Annotated in this window: 15 protein-coding genes and 3 tRNA genes; 10 read left to right on the plus strand and 8 right to left on the minus strand. The window is 45.9% G+C overall.

All coding sequences use genetic code 11. The features are described from left to right. Positions 1 to 296 precede the first annotated feature (296 nt). The gene (locus tag Q4E93_RS09845) at positions 297 to 926 is read left to right on the plus strand and encodes a hypothetical protein (RefSeq protein ID WP_303584734.1); all 630 of its coding nucleotides are present in this window, start codon (positions 297 to 299) and stop codon (positions 924 to 926) included. A gap of 17 nt (positions 927 to 943) precedes the next feature. Here the strand turns inward: Q4E93_RS09845 and Q4E93_RS09850 are convergent, their stop codons facing one another. Then, the gene (locus tag Q4E93_RS09850; RefSeq protein ID WP_303584736.1) at positions 944 to 1,165 is read right to left on the minus strand and encodes a nuclear transport factor 2 family protein; all 222 of its coding nucleotides are present in this window, start codon (positions 1,163 to 1,165) and stop codon (positions 944 to 946) included. Between the two features lie 337 nt (positions 1,166 to 1,502). Here Q4E93_RS09850 and Q4E93_RS09855 point away from each other — a divergent pair, with 337 nt between their 5' ends. Continuing rightward, on the plus strand, positions 1,503 to 3,884 hold the full coding sequence (locus tag Q4E93_RS09855) for an ABC transporter permease (protein ID WP_303584738.1): 2,382 nt from the start codon (positions 1,503 to 1,505) through the stop codon (positions 3,882 to 3,884). A gap of 202 nt (positions 3,885 to 4,086) precedes the next feature. Here the strand turns inward: Q4E93_RS09855 and Q4E93_RS09860 are convergent. From Q4E93_RS09860 to Q4E93_RS09875, 4 genes are all read right to left on the minus strand, one after another. Further along, positions 4,087 to 4,172, minus strand: a tRNA-Leu gene (locus Q4E93_RS09860). 59 nt (positions 4,173 to 4,231) lie between these two features. After that, positions 4,232 to 4,304: transfer RNA gene (locus tag Q4E93_RS09865), tRNA-Gly, on the minus strand. Between the two features lie 120 nt (positions 4,305 to 4,424). Continuing rightward, positions 4,425 to 4,634, minus strand: coding sequence for a hypothetical protein (locus Q4E93_RS09870; protein WP_303584740.1), 210 nt, complete (start codon positions 4,632 to 4,634; stop codon positions 4,425 to 4,427). Between the two features lie 53 nt (positions 4,635 to 4,687). Continuing rightward, on the minus strand, positions 4,688 to 5,710 hold the full coding sequence (locus Q4E93_RS09875; RefSeq protein WP_303584742.1) for a glycosyltransferase family 2 protein: 1,023 nt from the start codon (positions 5,708 to 5,710) through the stop codon (positions 4,688 to 4,690). A gap of 78 nt (positions 5,711 to 5,788) precedes the next feature. Here Q4E93_RS09875 and Q4E93_RS09880 point away from each other — a divergent pair, with 78 nt between their 5' ends. The 7 genes from Q4E93_RS09880 to Q4E93_RS09910 all read left to right on the plus strand — a co-directional run bounded on the left by Q4E93_RS09880 (position 5,789) and on the right by Q4E93_RS09910 (position 15,166). Next, positions 5,789 to 6,937, plus strand: coding sequence for a sensor histidine kinase (locus tag Q4E93_RS09880; RefSeq protein ID WP_303584744.1), 1,149 nt, complete (start codon positions 5,789 to 5,791; stop codon positions 6,935 to 6,937). Positions 6,938 to 7,038: 101 nt separating this feature from the next. Then, positions 7,039 to 7,122: transfer RNA gene (locus tag Q4E93_RS09885), tRNA-Leu, on the plus strand. 147 nt (positions 7,123 to 7,269) lie between these two features. Beyond that, positions 7,270 to 8,406 (plus strand): tyrosine-type recombinase/integrase, encoded by a 1,137-nt coding sequence (locus Q4E93_RS09890; protein ID WP_303584746.1) that lies wholly within the window; start codon positions 7,270 to 7,272, stop codon positions 8,404 to 8,406. 69 nt (positions 8,407 to 8,475) lie between these two features. Then, entirely contained in the window at positions 8,476 to 10,569 is a 2,094-nt protein-coding gene (locus tag Q4E93_RS09895; protein WP_303584747.1) for an ATP-dependent nuclease, read from the plus strand. Continuing rightward, entirely contained in the window at positions 10,551 to 12,479 is a 1,929-nt protein-coding gene (locus Q4E93_RS09900; RefSeq protein ID WP_303584749.1) for a UvrD-helicase domain-containing protein, read from the plus strand. Before Q4E93_RS09895 ends, Q4E93_RS09900 begins: the two co-directional genes overlap by 19 nt. A 631-nt stretch (positions 12,480 to 13,110) precedes the next feature. Continuing rightward, positions 13,111 to 14,031, plus strand: coding sequence for a DUF8464 domain-containing protein (locus tag Q4E93_RS09905; protein ID WP_303584751.1), 921 nt, complete (start codon positions 13,111 to 13,113; stop codon positions 14,029 to 14,031). Positions 14,032 to 14,248: 217 nt separating this feature from the next. After that, positions 14,249 to 15,166 carry an ArdC family protein gene (locus tag Q4E93_RS09910; protein ID WP_303584752.1) on the plus strand — a complete coding sequence of 306 codons (918 nt, stop codon included), beginning with the start codon at positions 14,249 to 14,251 and terminating at the stop codon, positions 15,164 to 15,166. A 129-nt stretch (positions 15,167 to 15,295) separates the two neighbouring features. On the opposite strand, the gene Q4E93_RS09915 is transcribed toward Q4E93_RS09910, so the two are convergent. Continuing rightward, positions 15,296 to 16,342 (minus strand): hypothetical protein, encoded by a 1,047-nt coding sequence (locus tag Q4E93_RS09915; RefSeq protein ID WP_303584753.1) that lies wholly within the window; start codon positions 16,340 to 16,342, stop codon positions 15,296 to 15,298. A 66-nt stretch (positions 16,343 to 16,408) separates the two neighbouring features. Between Q4E93_RS09915 and Q4E93_RS09920 the strand changes: the two genes are divergently transcribed. Continuing rightward, positions 16,409 to 16,657 (plus strand): hypothetical protein, encoded by a 249-nt coding sequence (locus Q4E93_RS09920; protein WP_303584754.1) that lies wholly within the window; start codon positions 16,409 to 16,411, stop codon positions 16,655 to 16,657. Here Q4E93_RS09920 and Q4E93_RS09925 read toward each other — a convergent pair. Beyond that, positions 16,654 to 17,007, minus strand: coding sequence for a hypothetical protein (locus Q4E93_RS09925; protein WP_303584756.1), 354 nt, complete (start codon positions 17,005 to 17,007; stop codon positions 16,654 to 16,656). The two genes, Q4E93_RS09920 and Q4E93_RS09925, sit on opposite strands and share 4 nt — an antisense overlap. 7 nt (positions 17,008 to 17,014) lie before the next feature. Next, complete coding sequence (gene mobF, locus Q4E93_RS09930; RefSeq protein ID WP_303584757.1) at positions 17,015 to 19,750, minus strand: MobF family relaxase; 2,736 nt, start codon at positions 19,748 to 19,750, stop codon at positions 17,015 to 17,017. Between the last annotated feature and the right edge of the window lie 14 nt (positions 19,751 to 19,764).

Below are 19,764 nucleotides of genomic sequence, written 5' to 3' on the forward strand. Positions count from 1 at the left end.
AATCCAAGGGGGAGATCACGCCAACCCGGGAATAGGCAAATATTTCGCCGGGATAGTTGAATTGACTTTGATTAACAAAAACCTCTTTACGTCATCCATTTCGCGGAGGAAAAAACGATTATGGGGTACCCGTCTCCGTTTTACTGGCGCCCTGTGTAGAGAGTTTTCGAACCAGGCAAGGAGGGATTATTGTCGCTTGCTGGAATCATTGTTGAATAACTAGTTGGTAGTTATCTTTTTATTGTATTTTAGCTCCGGATAAAGCCGATAATTTATTCATCATTTATAATCAGATTATGACTGTAAGAACAATGCTATTGTTTTTGTTAACCATCCTGTCGTTCGGGGCCAGAAGCCAGAATTTTGAGGGGAAGATGGTTTTTCAGATTATTGTGAAAAGCAAGATTCCGGGCCTTCCCGACGAGAGATTGAATAAAATGCTTGGATCCAGCCAGGATTATTTTATTAAAGGCGGAAAATACAAGTCCCTCTCCAATAGCCAGATCATAGCGATGCAGATATATGATCCAACTACAAATAAGCTCTACAGTAAACACCCGAATTCCGATACCTTATATTGGATGGATGCCGGGAAAAATGAAGATGAAGTGACAGACTTTGAAATCAAAAAAAATGTAGAAACAATTTTGGGGAATCCATGTGATGCCCTGGTTTTGACTACCAAAACAGGAACTACTATTTACTACTACAACGATAAGTACCGATTGGACAAGACAAAGTTTGTGGCCCACAAATTTGGGAATTGGTCTTTTTTGGCGGTTAAAACAGGCGCACTTCCACTAAAAACCGTTATTGAGAATAAGCAATTCAGGATGGAAATGACCGCTGTTGAGATTACGTCCATGGCATTAACAGATTCAATGCTTGCAATTCCCACCAATACCCCGATGAAAATGGGAATGTAAAAAAAGGCAAATTTCATTTAGTGCAATAATTCCAGAGTGTCAGTATGGATGCGAATGTTTTGGAATTTAAAGCCAGGGAACGTGTTCGGCAGGTTTTGCAAAAACTTATAAAGAACATCTTTGCCTTGCCATTTCCACGGCAGCCCCAGGCTGGCAAGGTAAGGAAGTTCAAAAGTGCCGTCATCTCCGAATAATTCAATTGCTGTATCCGCATCAGTTACGTTTTCTAAATAGGCCAATAGAAGTTCTTTGGCAGATCTGAATACAATAGCTGGCCAGAAAACCACTTCCACCGGTAACTAATACAATCTCTTTTTTCTGTTCCATAACCTTTAATGAATAACAGCGCAAAGATGAGGCGTAATTCAATGCTTCATTTTGTTGCGGTGTCCAAATTTATTTTGTTGTCGTGTTCAACCTGGGTCCTATTGTCGATGGACTGATTCGGTGAAATCGCGCGACCCGCAGGCGGACAACCGGTGTACCGATAGCGGACAGTGATGGGCTAAGGTGCCGTCGCAATTAGTTGATTTTTAATTATTTTTCGAACTGGCATTTTTTTGGCCGTCGGTTGGTATGTTTGGCACCTACCTCAAGACCGCGTGGCGCAATATCCTCCGCGGCAGATTTTACAGCTTATTGAATTTACTGGGACTGGCGACAGGGATGGCCGTTGCGCTGGTGATCGGGCTTTGGGTGACCGACCAGCTGGAGTATGACCATTTTATTCCCGGATATGAGCAGGCCTATCAGGTACGATTCCGCTACAACGACCATGGGGTGATCCGCAGCGGCGGCGAGGTGTGTATGCCGCTTGCAGACGCCCTGAAGCGGGATATCCCGGAGGTTGCGCATACGGCGCCGATCTATCAACTGGATAAGGAGACGCTGGTGGTAGGGGACAAGCGGATCGGCGGGGATATGGATGCTGTAGGAGAGGAATTCCTACAGGTGTTTCCTTTTCCGCTGGTAGAAGGGGATGCGGCGACGGCTTTGAAGGAGCCGGGGACGGTGGTGATCTCCGAGTCGATGGCGAAGGCGACGTTTGGCAATGTTCCGGCATTGGGTAAGACGGTGCGGTTGCTGAATTGGGGACCCCGGAAGGTGACGGCCGTACTACAGGACTTTCCGCGCAGCAGCAGTTTCCATTTCCAAATCCTGCTGCCCTGGGCTGATTTCAAACGCTGGGACTGGGTCCCGAGGACATCGGCCCAATGGAACCTTGCGATCTGGCAAATGTATGTGTCTTTGAAGCCGGGAGCAGATGCAGCGAAGGCGGAGGCGAGGGCCGCGGGGCTTGTGAAGCATTATTCCCCAGACAGCTATGCCATGTTCCAACGGGAGCCTGTGTTCTTTGCGATGAAGGACTGGCATTTATATACTGAATTCAAAGAGGGTCGGCCTTGGGGCGGACTGATCGATTCCGTGCGGATGTTCAGCATCGTGGGTATCCTGGTGCTTGTAATTGCTTGTATCAATTTTATGAACCTTTCGACGGCGCGGAGTGAAAAGCGGGCAAGAGAAGTGGGAGTGCGGAAGGTGATGGGTTCTTCGCGGCGGGGGCTTATTTTTCAATTCCTTATCGAGTCGTTGGTGATGACGACGTTGGCCTTTTTGCTGGCGTTGCTGATTACGGAGGCCGTGCTGCCGGCCTTCCGGGCGATGACAGGTGAGGAGATACATATCCCGCGGGGAAGTACTGGTTTTTGGCTGCTGATGATGGGTTATGTGGTTGTGACGGGCTTGCTGGCGGGGGCGCGCCCCGCTTTTTATCTTTCTTCTTTCCAGCCTGTGAAAGTATTGAAAGGGACGATGCGGATCGGCCGTGCGGCGGCGTGGCCGCGAAAGGTGCTGGTCGTGTTGCAGTTCACGTGCAGTATCGCCCTTATCATTGGGACGATTATCGTTTATCAGCAGATTCAATATGCGAAGGAGCGTCCGAGCGGATATGATCCGAACCGGCTGCTTGTCACCGGGCTCATCGGGGAGAATCATCGTGCTGTGAAGCAGGATATGCTGAATTCTGGCGCTGTGACCAGCATGACGAAATCCCTGAGCTCCACCACAGAGGTGTATGGGCATGAAACGATCGATCAATGGCCGGGTTGGCAGCCGGGCGAAGCCATCCTTCCCGTGATCCGACCCATTGCGGACCAGGACTATTTCCGGACGCTGGGAATGCAGTTTGTGGCGGGGAGCAATTTCACGGGGAATTTTGGGGCGGACACGACCTGCGTGATCTTCAACGAGGCGGCAGTGAAGCGGATGCGACTGGAGCAGCCGATCAATCAATATGTGCATTGGCAGACCGTGACCGCTCCGTCGAGGCTGCGGATCATCGGTGTCGTGAAAGACGCCCTGTCGAACAATCCCTTTGCCGAGGCGGAGCCGGCGATGTATCTCTTTCAACCGGGCTGGAGCGGCAGGCTACTGATCCGGCTGGAGCCGACGATGTCCACTTCGGTGGCACTGGCGAAGATAAAGGGCGTGCATGACCAATACGATAAGGAACATCCTTTTGAATACCGGTTTGTGGATCAGGACTATGCTTCCACCTTTGCGGTAGAAGAGATGATCGGGAAACTGGCGGGGGTGTTTGCGGGGCTAGCGATCTTTATTTCCTGTCTGGGACTGTTCGGGCTGGCGGCCTATATGGCCGAGCAGCGAACGAAGGAGATTGGCATTCGGAAGGTGCTGGGCGCGTCGGTGGGACAGATGGTGGTCTTGCTGTCGGGAGACTTCTTGTTGCTGGTGGGCGTGAGCTGCGTGATCGCGTCGCCAGTGGCTTACTATTTTTTGCATCATTGGTTGGCCGGCTATTATTATAAGATAACCATCAACCCTGTGGTGTTTGTTGTGGCGGCTGTCCTTGCGCTGGTTATTACGGCGATAACAGTCGGATTCCAATCGGTGAGATCGGCCATGAAGAATCCGGTGACTGCTCTGCGTAGCGAGTAAGTGGCAATTTTTCGCGACCGCACCCCTGAATGCTCAAGGAATAGCCGGCTTCCGGATATTGTTATCTGAGGGGTTCGATTATTCCATCTCGGTCGACCTGTCAGGAATCGAACTTGACCATATTGTCTTTGAATGAATTAAGAGAGATGGGAATTAGATCTTAAAAGCGAAACCCGCTGCCAGAGCGGGTTTCATACTTTTGTGCCCCAGACGGGAATCGAACCCGTACTTCCGTTGCGGGAAACAGGATTTTAAGTCCTGCGCGTCTACCAGTTCCGCCACCGGGGCAACTATGTACAAACCTAAAAAAAAATTCCATCAACCAGGCGGCGGATGGAATTTCTCTGAGCGGAAGACGAGGCTCGAACCCGCGACCTCAACCTTGGCAAGGTTGCGCTCTACCAACTGAGCTACTTCCGCATATCATCACCGCAGGGTATTTATTCGACAGTTTCCCATCCACCCAACGGCGTAAAGAACTTTTTTTCTTGGGAGTGCAAAGATAAGGTTCAACGCACTTCTGAAAAAATTTTTTATCAATTACTTATACTGGGGAGTGTACAAAGTATTACCTGGAACATTCACTTCCGGCTTGCCTTTGTAACGATGCGTATACAATCCATAGCATCCGCCAATTACCAGCGCTACAATACAAAACACCTGCAAATAAAACAGGAAGACAGACGAGTTTACCCAGCTATAGGCAAAGTCCTTCAATTTCGGGTCCCTGGTCTCTGTATGTTGATCCATAACTATTTAATTACGTTTTCGACTCGGCAAATTTAGTGTATTGAACGAAAAAATCAGCTTTTACCATTCACAATTTCAGTAAAAGTTTTTTTGCCGGATACAAAATATTGCCATGCAATGCTATGTGTATACCAGCCATGGAGGGTTCCTCCTCTCCTTATAGGGAAAACGCTCTGTTTTCGCTTGAATAACAACCATTTAATAAAGCCGAAATGCGCCTCCAGCACCGCCAGGAAGTACACCCCCTCCCCCGCCAGCAACGATTTCCAGGCCGAAATGGTATCCAGGAAGAAGCGAAAAGGGATCTTCCAGACCAGCTGTCTGCCCGGCAGATTTTTGGCCATCATGATCAGGTTGTTCCGGAAATTCAGGAATACCTTTCGTTCATTGCCTTTCGGCAGGGTACCGCCCCCCAGGTGATAGACCACCGAGTCTGCGCAAACATACACCTTGTAGCCCGCCAGCTGCAGACGCCAGCAGAAATCGATCTCTTCCTGGTGTGCGAAGAAATAGCCGTCAAGGCCGCCCAGCTCGTGATATAACGCCGCACGGACAAACATAGCGCATCCTCCCGCCCAGAAAATGGGCTCCGTCTGGTCATATTGCCCCTCGTCCTTCTCACAGGCATCGAATACCCTTCCCCTGGCAAAAGGGTAGCCCAGGAAATCCAGCCATCCGCCGGCAGCCCCTGCATATTCGAACAGCGACTTGTTAGCATACATCCGGATCTTGGGCTGGCATGCGCCGATGGAAGGGTCCTTCTCCATCAGGTCCAGCACAGGTTCTATCCACCCCGGTTCTACTTCCACGTCCGAATTCAACAACACATAATAGTCACTTTTCACCTGGGGCAATGCCTGGTTGTAACCTCCCGCAAAACCATAATTCCTATCCAGCTCAATGATCCTCACCTGTGGGAAACACTCCTTCAAAAAAGATACCGAATCATCCGTAGAGGCATTGTCGGCAACGATCACTTCCATCGTGGGGCAGGTGCTGGCCATTACAGAAGGTAGGAAATTTTCCAGGTGCTTTCGACCGTTGAAGTTCAGAATTACAATGGCTATAGTTGGCACTATACTTATCGGTTAATAAAATAAAGCTCAAAAATAAGGTAATAGACATTTAGTGGGGTGGTTTTTATAAATTCGTCTATGATTCGATCATTGCTTAACTGGAGATCACTGCTGGCACTTATAGCCATCGTCATCGTGAGCGCGACTATTTTTTACTCGCAATATCTCTCCGGGAAGATCGCCGCCGATGAAAGACAAAAAGTAGCGCTGTGGGTAGGCGCCAGCAAAGCTATCATCAGCAATCCGGGCATGGACCTCACCCTTCCCAACCTCATCCGGAATGGACAGCAATCCATTCCCATCATCGAGACCAATGAGGCTGACAGCATCATGGGCTATATCAACCTGGATTCGTCCAAGGCAGCCACCGACAAAAATTACCTTTATCATCAGCTGAAGAAATTCCGGTCCGAGAACCATCCCCTGGAGTTCAAGATCAGCGACAGTCCGTATATAGCGAACCGCTATTATTATGGTCATACCACACTGCTCGACGAAGTAAGGTATTATCCTATGGTACAACTGGCCATCGTCGCACTATTCATCTTTTTCATACTTTACTCCATTACCATACGCAACACGGCCACCCAGAACCAGCTATGGGCGGGCATGGCCAAGGAAACGGCCCACCAGCTGGGTACGCCCGTCTCTTCCCTGGAAGGTTGGGTGGAAATGCTAAAGGAAAGTGAGCTGGACCCTCGCACCGTGCAGGAGATCCAAAAAGACGTGGACAGGCTGAAGCTGGTATCCGACAGGTTTGGTAAGATCGGCAGCAAGCCCCAGTTGGAAGAAAGAGACCTGCTGGGCCAGATAAAGTATATGGTAGAGTACATCCGCAAAAGGGCTGCCGGCAGGGTTCAGTTCATCGTCAACACCCCGGAGAAGGAAAAACTCTATGCCCGTATTTCAGGTCCCCTTTTCGACTGGGTCATCGAAAATCTTCTCAAAAATGCCCTGGATGCTATGGAAGGAAAAGGAAGTATCTCCGTCACCATCCAGGACCTGGAAAAGGAAATACTGGTGGATGTCACCGATACGGGCAAAGGCATCGCCCCCAAAAATCTCCAAAAGGTCTTCAAACCCGGCTTTACCACCAAAAAACGCGGCTGGGGCCTGGGCCTGAGCCTCTCCAAACGCATTATTGAACAATACCATAAGGGCCAGCTCTTTGTCCGGCAGTCGGAGCCTGGCAAGGGCACTACCTTCCGGATCGTACTGAAAAAGTAGACTGCCATCTCCTTTTTTCAAAAAGCCCCGGCAAAAACGCTGGAAAATCTTCCCAAAATTCCTACATTTGCACCCTCTTCAAAAGTTGAGCACACAAGGTAGCGTGGGTGGCGAAATTGGTAGACGCACTACTTTGAGGTGGTAGCGCCCGAAAGGGTGTGTGAGTTCGAATCTCATCCCGCGCACAACAGAACGGTCTGAAAGTCAGACCGTTCTCTTTTTTAAAAAACTACAGTGACCAAAACAGTGACCAACACGTGGCAAGGTTTGGAAAATATCGGCCTCCTGTCCTTTACAAGGGCAAACGGTGGTGGATTGAATATCAATTCCGCGTGCCCCCGTCTGTCCGTCACTTACACAAAAACAAGACCTGGGAGAAGTTCCGCGTCTTCGAAGACATTAACCGCTACAAGTCTGACGAGTACGCCCAGGCTCTTTTAACCGCGATCAACTTCGCTTTAAAGGAGGGCTTCGACCCATTCGAGTACGAACAACAGTTTCAAAAGCAAATCCAGCAGGAAATCGCCCCCGCATCGGTCAAAGACAAGGTTTGGACGATTACGCAGGGGTTGAGCTATTTCCTGCAAAAATGGGAGAAGCGGAATAACGAAGATTCCACGCTTCGCCGGTACAAGCATCCGATTGAGCTACTGACTCAATGGCTGACCCTGCGGAAAATGCAACATCAACCGCTCGATATTTTGACCGACGAGCATATTGAGGCATTTTTAGAAGAGGGGAAGGAACAGCATGAATGGAGCAGCCGCACCTATAACAATCATAAAGGATTTTTACAGACGATCTTCAAGTTCCTGGTCGATAAGGGGATCATGAAGTCGAACCCTTGCATCGGGATTGCCCTTAAAAAGACGAAATCCCAAAAGCACAAATACTACGACCAACGGAAATTCGAGACGATCCGGGAATTGCTCAAAAAGCATGATCCGGTTTTGTTTCTGGCGGCAAGGCTAGTTTATTACCTGTGCATCCGTTCTGACAAGGAACTGAAGTATTTTAAGATAGGCAACATTTTCCTTGATCGGAAGCAGGTTTTGATTACGGCGGACGAGAGCAAGACGGACAGTGACAGGTATATCCCGATTGCCGACGAGATTTTGCCGGAACTGGAATACTTGGTGAAAAACTACCCGCTCGATTATTATGTGATCGGCCCCGGTTCGAGGAATAAGTTTATCCGGGAGAATACGCCCGGACGGATACCCTTTGGCCGGAATTTTCTGTCAGCCCGTTTCGCCAAAATCCGGCAGTTGGCAGGGTTCAGCAGTGACTATACGCTGTATGGATTCAAGCACACGCGGATCGTTCACCTCAAGCGCGACGGGGGGAAAGACCCCGACATTATGCAGCTAACGGGGCATACCACCTATGAGGCGTATTCCGCGTATTTGCGTGACCTGGGGATGGAGGGCGACCCCGACGCGATCAATCAAATCAGCCGGAAGTTTTAGGTTCTTACCCAATACAATTTTTTTCTATATATTAGCGGTGTTCTACATAACACCCCGAGAACCTTAAACATGAAAATATTTAAAATTCAAATCGAGAATTATCGACTATTAAAAGATTTTGCAATTGATTTAGAAGATGAGCTTTCTTTAATTATTGGCAAAAACAATACAGGAAAAACGTCGATTTTATCTGTCCTCGAAAAGTTCCTTAATCAGTCCGAAAGGAATAAATTTTCATTTGATGATTTTAATATAGTTTTCAAAAATTCCCTGAAGACACTGTTGACCGCACCAACAGATGTAGCTGAGGCAGACTTTGTTCCAATGGGAATAACTTTGAAGTTGTTTATCGAATACACCGAAACAGATAACCTTGCTAACGTCAGCCGAGTCATGATGGATTTAGACCCTGACAATAATGTAATTGTCCTGGGATTTGAATATCTATTAGGCTTTACAGAGTATAAAACTCTAAAAGCAGACTTTAAAGACTTTACAGCTAAAGAAAATCATAAGAAAACAGAAAGCCCCGATTATCAAATTCTCGGGGTTTTTGATTTTTTAAAAGAGCACCATAGCAAATATTTTCAACCTCACAGGAAGTCCTACGAATTTGACAAAGGCGCAAAATCCATCAACAACTCAAATTACATTGACCTAATAAAGGAAGAAATTAGTGTTAAGGATATAATTAATTTCAAATTCATCTCTGCAAGGAGAGATGTTACAAATAAGGAACTGGATAAAACACTTTCAGGACAAACTTCAAAAATATACAAACGGACTGAAGCCAATGAAGAGCAAACACAGGCTGTAGAAAAATTCAAAGACACATTAAGTAATACAGATGTTAGTCTTAGCAAAATATATTCGAGCCTTTTTGCCGATATAGTTAAGAAGGTAAAAAGTTTTGGGGGAGTTCGTCCAAATGACTCTGATATTGAAATTATCTCCACGTTACAGCACAGAGAGTTACTAGAAGGAAACACTACTGTCGTTTACCGACACGATTCCGACAATCAGTTGCCAGAAAATTACAATGGCTTAGGGTATATGAACCTAATAAGCATGATTTTTGAAATCGAAATCCTGGTGCAAGAATTTAAAAGAGAAATGGACAAAAAACCGGCGGATATTAATTTGCTGTTTATTGAGGAACCAGAGGCTCATACTCATCCACAAATGCAGTATGTTTTTATCAAGAATATAAAACAACTTTTAAAAGAAGGAATTGTCCGATCAGACGGACAATCTCGAAACCTACAATATATAATTAGTACCCATTCGTCCCATATCGTAGCTGATAGTGATTTTGACGATATAAAATATCTCAAGCGAGAAAACAATGATGGAGTAATAGCTAAAAATCTAAAAGACTTACAAAAGGAATACAACACCGAAACAGGCCAATACCAATTCCTCACACAATACCTAACAATAAGTAGGGCTGAAATATTTTTCGCAGATAAGGCTATTTTAATAGAAGGAGATACCGAGCGGATTCTTATCCCAACAATCATGCGAAAAATTGACAATGACGAGCTTGCGAGAATAAGTGCGGCTAGTGAAACCGATCAGTATCTTCCGCTACTTTCTCAAAATATATCAATTGTTGAGGTCGGAGCATATTGTCACATCTTTGAACGATTTATAGATTTTATTGGTATTAAATCGCTCTTACTAACAGACCTGGATGCTGTCGATGGGGCAGGGAAAAAGTGTGAGGTATCGGCAGGGACTTCCTATTCCAACGAAGCTTTAACTTTCTTTTTTGGAAGTGCAAGTCTTGCTGACCTGATGGGATACGTCATTACAAATAAATGCTTCAAAAAAGTAGCTGGCGTTTGGACTTCCGATGCAAATGGGTCGTTGTGTGTAGCTTACCAAGTTGCGGAATCGGGCTATACCGCCAGGAGTTTTGAGGACGCTTTTATAAATATTAATAGGAGTTTTATTACGCCGATAAAGGACAAATTCAAGGGCTTCCAAAACCGAGATTTATTTGATGATACAACAAACGACGCTTACAAATTGGCTTCGGATTGCATAAAGAAAAAAACTCATTTTGCCTTAGACATTATCTTTAACAGCAATAGTGATTTTAGCAATTGGCAAGTCCCATTATACATTAAAGAAGGTTTACTATGGCTCAAACAAGACTAATTCTTGAACCCGAGGTGCAAGAAGTTCTACAGAACGTGGATCAAGGACGTAATTTTCTTCTAAGTGGCGGCGCAGGAAGCGGAAAAACATATTCCCTTGTTCAAGTCATAAAGCAGCTTTTCGAAGAGAATCCGACGACCAAGATTGCATGTATAACTTATACAAACGCTGCCGTTCGAGAAATTGAACATAGAGTTGACCACAGTAATTTAATTGTATCTACAATACACGATTTTCTTTGGGACACCATAAAGCACTTCCAAAAGGAACTTAAAGAATGCCTTGTTGAGTTGGCAAATGACCCTGATATTGCGTTGATAAATATTGATGACCGAAACGACATCCCTGAAGATTATTTCGACTCATTTCCGGATGGTATTCAATATAAAGAATATCTACGTCTACGAGAGGGAATAATTTCACATGATGAACTGCTCGTCCTAGCAAACAGACTCTTTAATAAATACCCAAAGATTAGCAGCATAACTAAAGATAAATACAAATACATTTTCATCGATGAATATCAAGACACTAGCAAGTTTGTAATTGATTTACTTTTGAACCATTTCAAGAAAAGCTCAAAGAAAAATATCTTAGGATTTTTTGGAGATGCAATGCAATCAATTTACGAAGATGGAATAGGCAACCTGGACGGCTATAAGGGAACATCGCCTGATCAAGTAGTAGAAGTAAAAAAGGCTCAGAATAGAAGAAATCCGCAAAAGGTCATTGATTTAGCTAACCTTTTACGCACCGATGGTATTACGCAAGTCCCATCTACAGATTTGAATGCGCCCAACATGGTCGGAGGTGTTGTAAAGCAAGGGAGCGTAAAGTTTATTTACTCAAGCAATAGTGACTTTTCAAGAATTAAACAACACCTTAAAGATAATCTAGGTTGGCCCGTTGACGACCCTGCAAAAACAAAGGAATTAAATTTAACCCACAATTTAATCGCAGATAAAGCTGAGTTTCGATCTTTGATGGATATATACGACAAAGATCAGATTTTAGCTTACCGGAACAGAATCAAAAAATACATCAAAGAACAAGACATTACTGACGACTTTTCAACTCACTCGTTTGGTGAAGTGATTGAGCATTTGAAGGCCGGAAAGGCCGGGGCTGCACTAAACCCTATTAACCCAACGGCTGGAATGCAAACATTCATAGATGCTCACCCAGTCCTTTTTCAGATTGCTCTCGCTTATAATTATGGTGAATTTTCGAAGCTCTACGTCGATAAAGATCAATTGTTAGATGATAAAAAACAGTCTGAAGATGTTGAAAGCAGAAAAGGTTCAAAAAGAGATAATCTCATCAAGCATCTGTTCAAAATACAGAATAATATATCGTTATATTTAAACAGACAATTCAACGAGTTCTTGCGAGTTACAGATTTTAGAAACCGAATAACAAGCGTAGAAAGCAAGAGAGTTTTAAAACAAAACATAGAAACCCTTACAAATGTTGGGGATAAAACAATTGAAGAAGTAATTCAAGAAGCCAACGATCTAGGCATCTGCTTAATGGATGAATCTTTGGACAAATTCAAGCAAAGCAAAAAATACATTTACGACCAAGTAAAAGAGGTGAAATTCAAAGAATTTCAAAAACTATATTCTTATTTGGAAGGGCACACTCCATTTTCAACTCAACACAAAACTAAAGGATCAGAATTTAATACGGTTTTAGTTATCCTCGATAACGGCGGATGGAACCACTATAATTTTTCCAATCTCTTTCTAAATTCCGGATCGCCTAGCGTCTTGTCACGGACTCAAAAAATATTTTATGTTTGTTGCACGCGGGCGATGGAAAATTTAGCGGTCTTCTTTCACAACCCAGGTCCTCAAGTGATTGCCAAAGCAAAAGAATGGTTTGGGGAAACTGAAGTGTTACAACTTTAATTTTTTTACCAGATATCCTGCATCCATTTGAATTTTTGAGCAAGAGAAGCCCTTCGCTGTAAGCTGACCGATCAAATCTATACCTCATCACGGGGGAAAACTCCCGATATTATATGTCAGGTAATCTTGACGATGTTAAGCAAATAAGCCGAAAGTCTTAACCTCTCCATACACGGTTATATAAATTGGTGCGAACGATTGGAAAAATCGGTTTTCGTTTGACATTTCCAGAATGTTTCCTTTATCACTTCTGGCCCGGCTGTACTTATATAAAATACGGGTGCAGCCGTTTTCAAATTCAATTTTCAAAGGAGATATTAATGTCAGGCAAGACCATACCTGCCGAACGATTAAGGCGTAAGAAAAATGTACAACCACCACCAGGATATATTACACGTGCGCAAGCAGCAAACCAAATCAAAAGATCAGTAAGCACTCTCGCTAAAGACGCAAAAAAGCGTCGTTATCTCGACTTCAAGAAAATAAGTAACGAGACCTTTTACAAACAAGCAGACGTCGACGAGTTCAAGAGAAAGCGACAAACTTTCTAATTAACAAAAAAGAGGAAATCGCGTCAACGATTCCCCCTTTCCAATCTGCTCAACAATCAATCAATCTTTGGAGATCGCCGATGAATATCGAACAAGCGAAAACAATACCGCTGACTCAAATTTTAGACAAGCTAAATTTTAAACCTACAAGAGTAACCGGACACGACGCCTATTACAAATCGCCCTTCCGCAAGGAAAGGACTGCCAGTTTTCACGTCAATACCAAGAAAAACGTATGGTTTGACCAAGGCGACCCGAACTGTAAGGGTGGTGATATAGTCAGTTTTGTCGAAAAGTGGCTGGAATACTCAGGTGTGGGACACACTAAATCGGATGCCCTTCGCTATATCGAAAACATGTGCGGGTATTCACCCTTCATTGCATCGGTTCAGAGTGAAGACCCGGTAGATGATGAGCCAGCCCTTGCGATCACCAGCAAACGGGCGATCAAAAACCCAGAGCTTGTCGAATATCTGGATTCTCGTGGCATCCCTAAAAGTGTGGCCGATAAATACTTGAAGGAAATAACCGTCTACAATCGGAAAAGCCGCAAGAGCATCTTTGCTTTGGGGTTTGAGAATGACAACGGCGGTCACGAAATCCGTAATGTGTTTTATAAAGGCAGTACCAAGCCTAAATACATTACTTTCATCCGTGGACTGAAAGGAGGACAGGGCGGAGCAATCCACCTGTTCGAGGGATGGTCAGATTATTTATCGGCCATCATTCAGTTTCGTGACGGGCAGAAGTTCAAAGACGATGCAATTATACTCAATTCACTTTCTCTCTTATCCAAAGCGACACCGTATATCAAAGGATACGGCTATAAGACCGCCTTTACCTGGATGGATAACGACGAGCCAGGAAAACAAGCGACCGCCAATCTCGCTGCTTTTTTCAAGACCGAAGAAAACCTTACTCACAAACCCATGAACCACATTTACGCGCCCTATAAGGACGTGAATGCGTGGCATATGGTGAAACTGGGCCTTACCGGATAGTGCGCTGAAGGGGTCAATGACGGTGGGATGGTGCCAACCCGCCATCCTGCCGCATTGATGGACAATGGAAAGCATGCCGAAGGCGCTTCCTTACTCCGATAAAAATTTTCGCCAGCCCAGGGCTTTCCCCGCCATACCAAAATTTTTCCCGGAACGGTCGCTATGACCTTCTGCGCGGGGCTTCCCTGTCATCAACAGCAGCAGGAAAGGCATTTTAATGACCACAACCGTACAGACTCCAGTTAAAGCCAATCGCCGCGACGTTCACCAACAAGTCACAGATAAAATCATTCAACAAATGGAAGCGGGGACGATCCCGTGGCAGCAACCTTGGAAACAAGGCGAAGCCGTCCGATCCCTCAGCATCCCGAAAAACCTGACCACAGGCAAGAAATACCGAGGCGTGAATATCCTGCTTCTCTGGCTCACCGCAGAGATGCAGCAATATCCGACCAATGAATGGGCCAGCTTCATGCAATGGCAGGATAAGAAAGAAGCCGTCCGAAAAGGCGAAAAGGGAACGATGATCGTCTATTACGACACGATCAAACGAGAAGAAGACGGCGAAGAAAAGATTATCCCATTTCTCAAGACCTCTTTCGTCTTCAATAAAGCGCAGCTTGCCAATTATGAGCCGAAACCCGTCGAAAACGACGGCAAGCCTCTGGCAAACCTGGTTCAACGGATCGAGAAAGCGAATGTGTTCGTTGATAACACAGGCGCGATCATCCAGCACAAAGAACCGAAAGCTTATTACAACCGATTAGGTGACTTTATCAATATGCCGCCACCGGAGCTATTCTTTGACTTGCCGACCTGTACGGCGACGGAAAGCTACTACTCCACTCTCTTGCATGAATTGACGCACTGGTCAGGCGATAAGAAACGCCTCAACCGAGAAAAGGGAAAGAAGTTCGGAGACACCAAATACGCAGCCGAAGAATTGGTCGCGGAGCTTGGGGCAGCTTTTCTTTGTGCAGAGCTAGAAATCTCTCAAAGCCCGCCCGAGGATCATGCCGCCTATCTGCAATCCTGGCTCAAAGCACTTAAAGACGACAAACATTTGATCCTTACGGCAGCTTCCGAGGCATCAAAAGCCGTCGATTATCTGCAAGGACTACAGCCGACAAGCTAAGTTCTTCCGATCCCTCATAAACCTATAAATATATTTTGTTTTTCCGTCAAATCCGGGATTTAATATTAAAAGCCACTCTTTGCGGAGTGGCTTTTTTAATACCGTCGCTTCAATAACGACTTAAACAGATTAGGAATTATCATTGATAAGTTTTTCCCAACTCTTGCTGTAACCATCAAATACTCTGTCCTGCACCGTAAAATCGATGACGTGAGCCATTGATATGCCCATTAACTCAATTCGGCTATCAATAATTTCTTGTATTTTCTTTAAATCTTCCCACCCGGTCAACGTAGGGTTGGGAACTAATACTGATGCTATATTTTTATAACCCGTTCCTTTTTCTTCCAGCATCATGTTTACAATAAAGCATCGACAATCGAGCGGCTTTTGTAAATAACAAAGCCCTAAAGGCGTAAATTTCATATTTTCCGCCTCTATAGAATCTCGTAGCCAAAAAGTGGGTGTCTTGCAAGGGTACTCAATCTCACCTTTTAATACTTTTCTTATATTCTCACCTGTCGGTGAATAAGCAAATTCGTATCCCCACGAATGGAAGCAAAACAAATATGCCGCCTTTAAAAAAGCTTTTGAAACTTTTATTTCATCAACTATTGGAACAGTCAATTCAATCTTATAATTAAGATCGGTTTTTGACTGTTCAATCCATTTATCCAATAACTCTATCTTGTCATTACTTTTTGGCTTAAGACTTATTTCAGTCGTTCCATCATCACCAATAGTTATCTTGGTCGTATATCGGCCGGGTATAATTTTTTTCCCCGACTGATCTAATATCTCCGCCTTTGCCATTTGTTGTGAGGAAATTATGCCATTATCAAAGCTTATGCTTTCCATTTTCTTTTTTAGCGAATTTTCAAATAATCCGCCCGCATCATTGTTACATTTTTTACACACAAGTATTTTCAAGAACCCGCCAACGCTTTCGGGAGGAAAGTGGTCAAGTGAAAACTCCGAACTCATGCCAAGCCCAAAGCTAGGTGCGCATATTATCCCCTCACGAAGACACATGGGGCATAAATAGGCCAAATGCCGCTCAATAATATTCACGTCACGAAAGAATAGTTGCAAATAATTCTGAGGGAATTTGCTCAGTGAGGGGTAGTATTGATTAAAATGACTGCCGATTATTTCTTTTGGAATACAAGTATCCATTGAATAAATTTACTAAAATAAAACAACAGTTCTCCTAACTAATTACATCAAGAAAACCTAATTTATATGGAACGAAAGCCATATGAGCTATTTATGTTAGAAAACACTTTAGATATTACTGAAGCCTTTGAAGGGTATTCGAAATTGGAAGTTGAGCAAGTACGTGGTGATTTGTGGCTTTTTAAGGATCAATTGCAAAAAGAAGATGCTGTTAGACTTGAAGAAGGTAAGACGTACGAATTATCGGGGTTTGTGCAAATACAAAATATGAGTGGCGGGAAATCAAGACCGACATTATATGGTTACCTTTTCTAGTCATCAATCGTTACCTCATTGACTACAAATTGATCTACGTCGGAAAGTGCAATATATCGCGATGGTGTCACGGCAATTAATTCTGGCTCATGTTGAAGAAGGCGGTATGCAAGACTGTCCAGATTATTCCCTTTCATCCTGACACAGCATCCAACAAAATACAATTTGATTGTGTTCGGGTCTACTTCGGGTCTAAAGCTAGTGCGTAACAGATCACGGTAATGAAATGCTTCAATTCCACCCGTTTCCCATGCGATACACAACTGTTTTGCCGACTTGTCCGGCTTGTAAAAGCTGCTTTTCGGAATAACTCTCATGGTCGTGGGGTTGCCTTCCTTCAATTGCTGCATAACGGAATTAGGGGACAAGTTTGGGTGCATGGGGCTTCATAATTTGTTTCGGGGATGGTTCAACCGGGCGGGGTGAGGTGACAAGCTGATCTTTCCGTCGTCGGATCATCTTAAAGGCGAGAGGGTTTTTGCCAGGGCCGAAAAGCTCCAACGCCCCCACCCTGTCGCCTGATTGGGCGACATGATCGAGCAGAGCTTCCTTGTCTTCGGTGTAGATATGCACCCGCTCACGTCCGCGCGAGACTGATACATAGAACTGCTGTCTACTCGTCGCCGGAAACGTTGCGGCGGGTTGTGAGATAAAAACTTCATCCACCGTTTTTCCTTGGGAAGCGTGGCTTGTGATGCAATACGCGTGCGCCAAATGTCCAAACTCTAGCGGGATCATGTATTCAATCTCATTCGCGGTATTTTTCGCCTGAATGCCTTTTTTGTTCACGGCAAGAACTTCTAACATTTGCCCGTTGTTCAGGCGCGATTTATCTTGAGCGAAGCCGTTGCGTGTAATGCGGATTTTATCACCGGATGCAAGACGCATATCTTCCGCCCGAAATACGTCATAGTATCGGCTTTCCAATAGCGGGAATTTAGCCGTCTTGCCGTCGCCATTCTGAATGGTAAGCTCTTTGCTAGTGGCCGAAGCTACTGACCATCGACTACCGCGCACTATTCCGGGCCTGTTCTGATTGAATTGCAGAACATGGCCCGGCTCATAGCGGAATGCCTCAGTTTTTTCCGCCTCACTCAGATTGAGATTGACCAGACGGGTAACAGTCGTTTCTTTTTTGCCGAGTTTGCCAAGAGAACGCAGCTTGCCCCGGATGGCGTCGATCACTTGTTCTCCTTGCCTATGTGTGGGCGAGATCACAAGTGCCGAGCGCCCGGATTGCAGAGCAGAAACATAGTCAGCAACAAGACCGTCCAATGGCTGGGCCGGATCAGTTTTTTTCACTGAGCCGAGCGCATCCAATCGGGCAAAGGCGCGTTTGACATTTCCATCGGCCAAGTCCTGCACCGCGTCGCGGTATTGCTGGCTTTTTTGGCGGTAAATCTTATTCACAGTGGCAGGGACAATCCCGGCAATCGTTTCCAAAACACGCAAGGCGTCGCCCCGCACGACGGCAGCATGTTGGCGCACGTCCCCTGCCAGCACTAACCTGGCGTCGTATCTTTCCGTCAATTCCAAGAGTGCGGTCATTTCTTTTGTGCCGAGCAGCCCGGCTTCATCCACCCAAAGTACATTCCCCGCAAGACGTTCTTGCAATGCCGGATCGGTCAGCAGCTTGGCGACCGTTTCCGCGTCTTTAAACCCTTCATCCCGCAGGACGCCGCGTGACGCCTGGGCGGTCGGGGCGACGACGATTACTTGTTTCCCAACATCGTTGATCCGGGCGACTGTTTCTTTCAAAAGCGTAGTCTTACCAGTTCCGGCGCCACCCCTGACGATGGCAGCAACCCGATCCGGAGAGGTGAGAACACGGCAAGCGGCAGCCTCCTGGTCGCCCTGAAAAGAAAGAGAAGGGGCGCTGCGGTAAAGCGGGATCATCTTCCCCCGACCCGCCTGGGCAAGCTCCACCATCCGGCGTTCCTCTGCCAGCACCTCTTTTGTCGTACACATCATACGGGAACCATCCTTAACCCGGATAATTCGCCTATCCTTCCCGAATTGCTTTGTGATCTGATCGAGCGACGTACCTACATGGCCCAGGGCAAAACGATACGCTGACTCCAGGACTCGGCGATCCTGGGCGACAGATACCCGCTCGAAACGATGCAATAAGGCATGATCAACACACTCACCGGGAGAGACGGACTCCAGCTTGGTGGCGGGATCATGCCGGAGTAGATCCCGCCCGCCATTATCTGCCAGCCCTGCCGCCCGTATCTGCCTGATCCACTCCTGTTTAAGCTGGGCCATTGTCAGGCCCTTTTTCTTTTTGGCACGGCTTCGCGCACCGATCTTGTCGAGTTCCTTTGCGTTGATGATATTTTCTTTTTTGGCTATTTGTCCTATTTCATTCGTCCGCTTAGAAAACAGGTCGATAACCTGGTTCGGGACACCGACGACTTCAAACGAGGTTTTTGTCCGGCGCACCTGATAGCCTCCCAGTGCGACAAGTTTATCGGCGAGTTTCTTATGAAACCGCGCCTCATAATACGGCATATCCCGTTTAATACCTTGGAATTGTCCGGCTTTGTATCGTTGTTCTTCTTTGTCCCAGGTCACGTTGAAGGTGAAGCAGTGAGCGTGCAAATGCGGATCGGGTTCAGCGTCCGCGACAGGTCGGGCGGTTTGATGAATAAATTCGCCCCAGATTAATTCCCCGGTGTCTCGATCCGTGTCCTTTCCCTTCCTGCGGACGCGGGTTTTGCTATCCGCCTCAATGTCGTCCATCGTTTCCCGGACGGCTTGATGAAAGGCATCAAGAATATGCCCGTCTTTAGAAAGTACATGCAACACTGAGACGGATTTAGGACAGTGGAAATTTATATCGTAGCCGACCGTCCGATCCTTGACGTTGCGGGCTGTCAGCTTTTCCAGGGTGACAGGGTTGATATTGTCACACAACGCATCGAAGGCAAACTTTTCCGCGTCGCCTTCGATTCCTAGACGCTTGGCAATCCGCCCCCGGAATGCACCCTTTAACTCTTGTTCGTCCAGGTAATAGTCGGATGGAGCCAACGCGTTGTTATGATAGTCTTTTGCTTGTTCGGCGGATTGACTTTGGATCATGCGAAGCATAGGGAAACCTTTTC

The organism is Flavitalea plasmicola (assembly GCF_030546645.1).
GTDB lineage: Bacteria > Bacteroidota > Bacteroidia > Chitinophagales > Chitinophagaceae > Puia.

Coding starts and splice junctions, on each gene's coding strand:
- Q4E93_RS09845 (WP_303584734.1), top strand. CDS start 297: ATGACTGTAAGAACAATGCTATTGTTTTTGTTAACCATCCTGTCGTTC.
- Q4E93_RS09855 (WP_303584738.1), top strand. CDS start 1,503: ATGTTTGGCACCTACCTCAAGACCGCGTGGCGCAATATCCTCCGCGGC.
- Q4E93_RS09870 (WP_303584740.1), bottom strand. CDS start 4,634: ATGGATCAACATACAGAGACCAGGGACCCGAAATTGAAGGACTTTGCC.
- Q4E93_RS09880 (WP_303584744.1), top strand. CDS start 5,789: ATGATTCGATCATTGCTTAACTGGAGATCACTGCTGGCACTTATAGCC.
- Q4E93_RS09895 (WP_303584747.1), top strand. CDS start 8,476: ATGAAAATATTTAAAATTCAAATCGAGAATTATCGACTATTAAAAGAT.
- Q4E93_RS09900 (WP_303584749.1), top strand. CDS start 10,551: ATGGCTCAAACAAGACTAATTCTTGAACCCGAGGTGCAAGAAGTTCTA.
- Q4E93_RS09905 (WP_303584751.1), top strand. CDS start 13,111: ATGAATATCGAACAAGCGAAAACAATACCGCTGACTCAAATTTTAGAC.
- Q4E93_RS09910 (WP_303584752.1), top strand. CDS start 14,249: ATGACCACAACCGTACAGACTCCAGTTAAAGCCAATCGCCGCGACGTT.
- Q4E93_RS09915 (WP_303584753.1), bottom strand. CDS start 16,342: ATGGATACTTGTATTCCAAAAGAAATAATCGGCAGTCATTTTAATCAA.
- Q4E93_RS09920 (WP_303584754.1), top strand. CDS start 16,409: ATGGAACGAAAGCCATATGAGCTATTTATGTTAGAAAACACTTTAGAT.
- Q4E93_RS09925 (WP_303584756.1), bottom strand. CDS start 17,007: ATGCAGCAATTGAAGGAAGGCAACCCCACGACCATGAGAGTTATTCCG.
- mobF (WP_303584757.1), bottom strand. CDS start 19,750: ATGCTTCGCATGATCCAAAGTCAATCCGCCGAACAAGCAAAAGACTAT.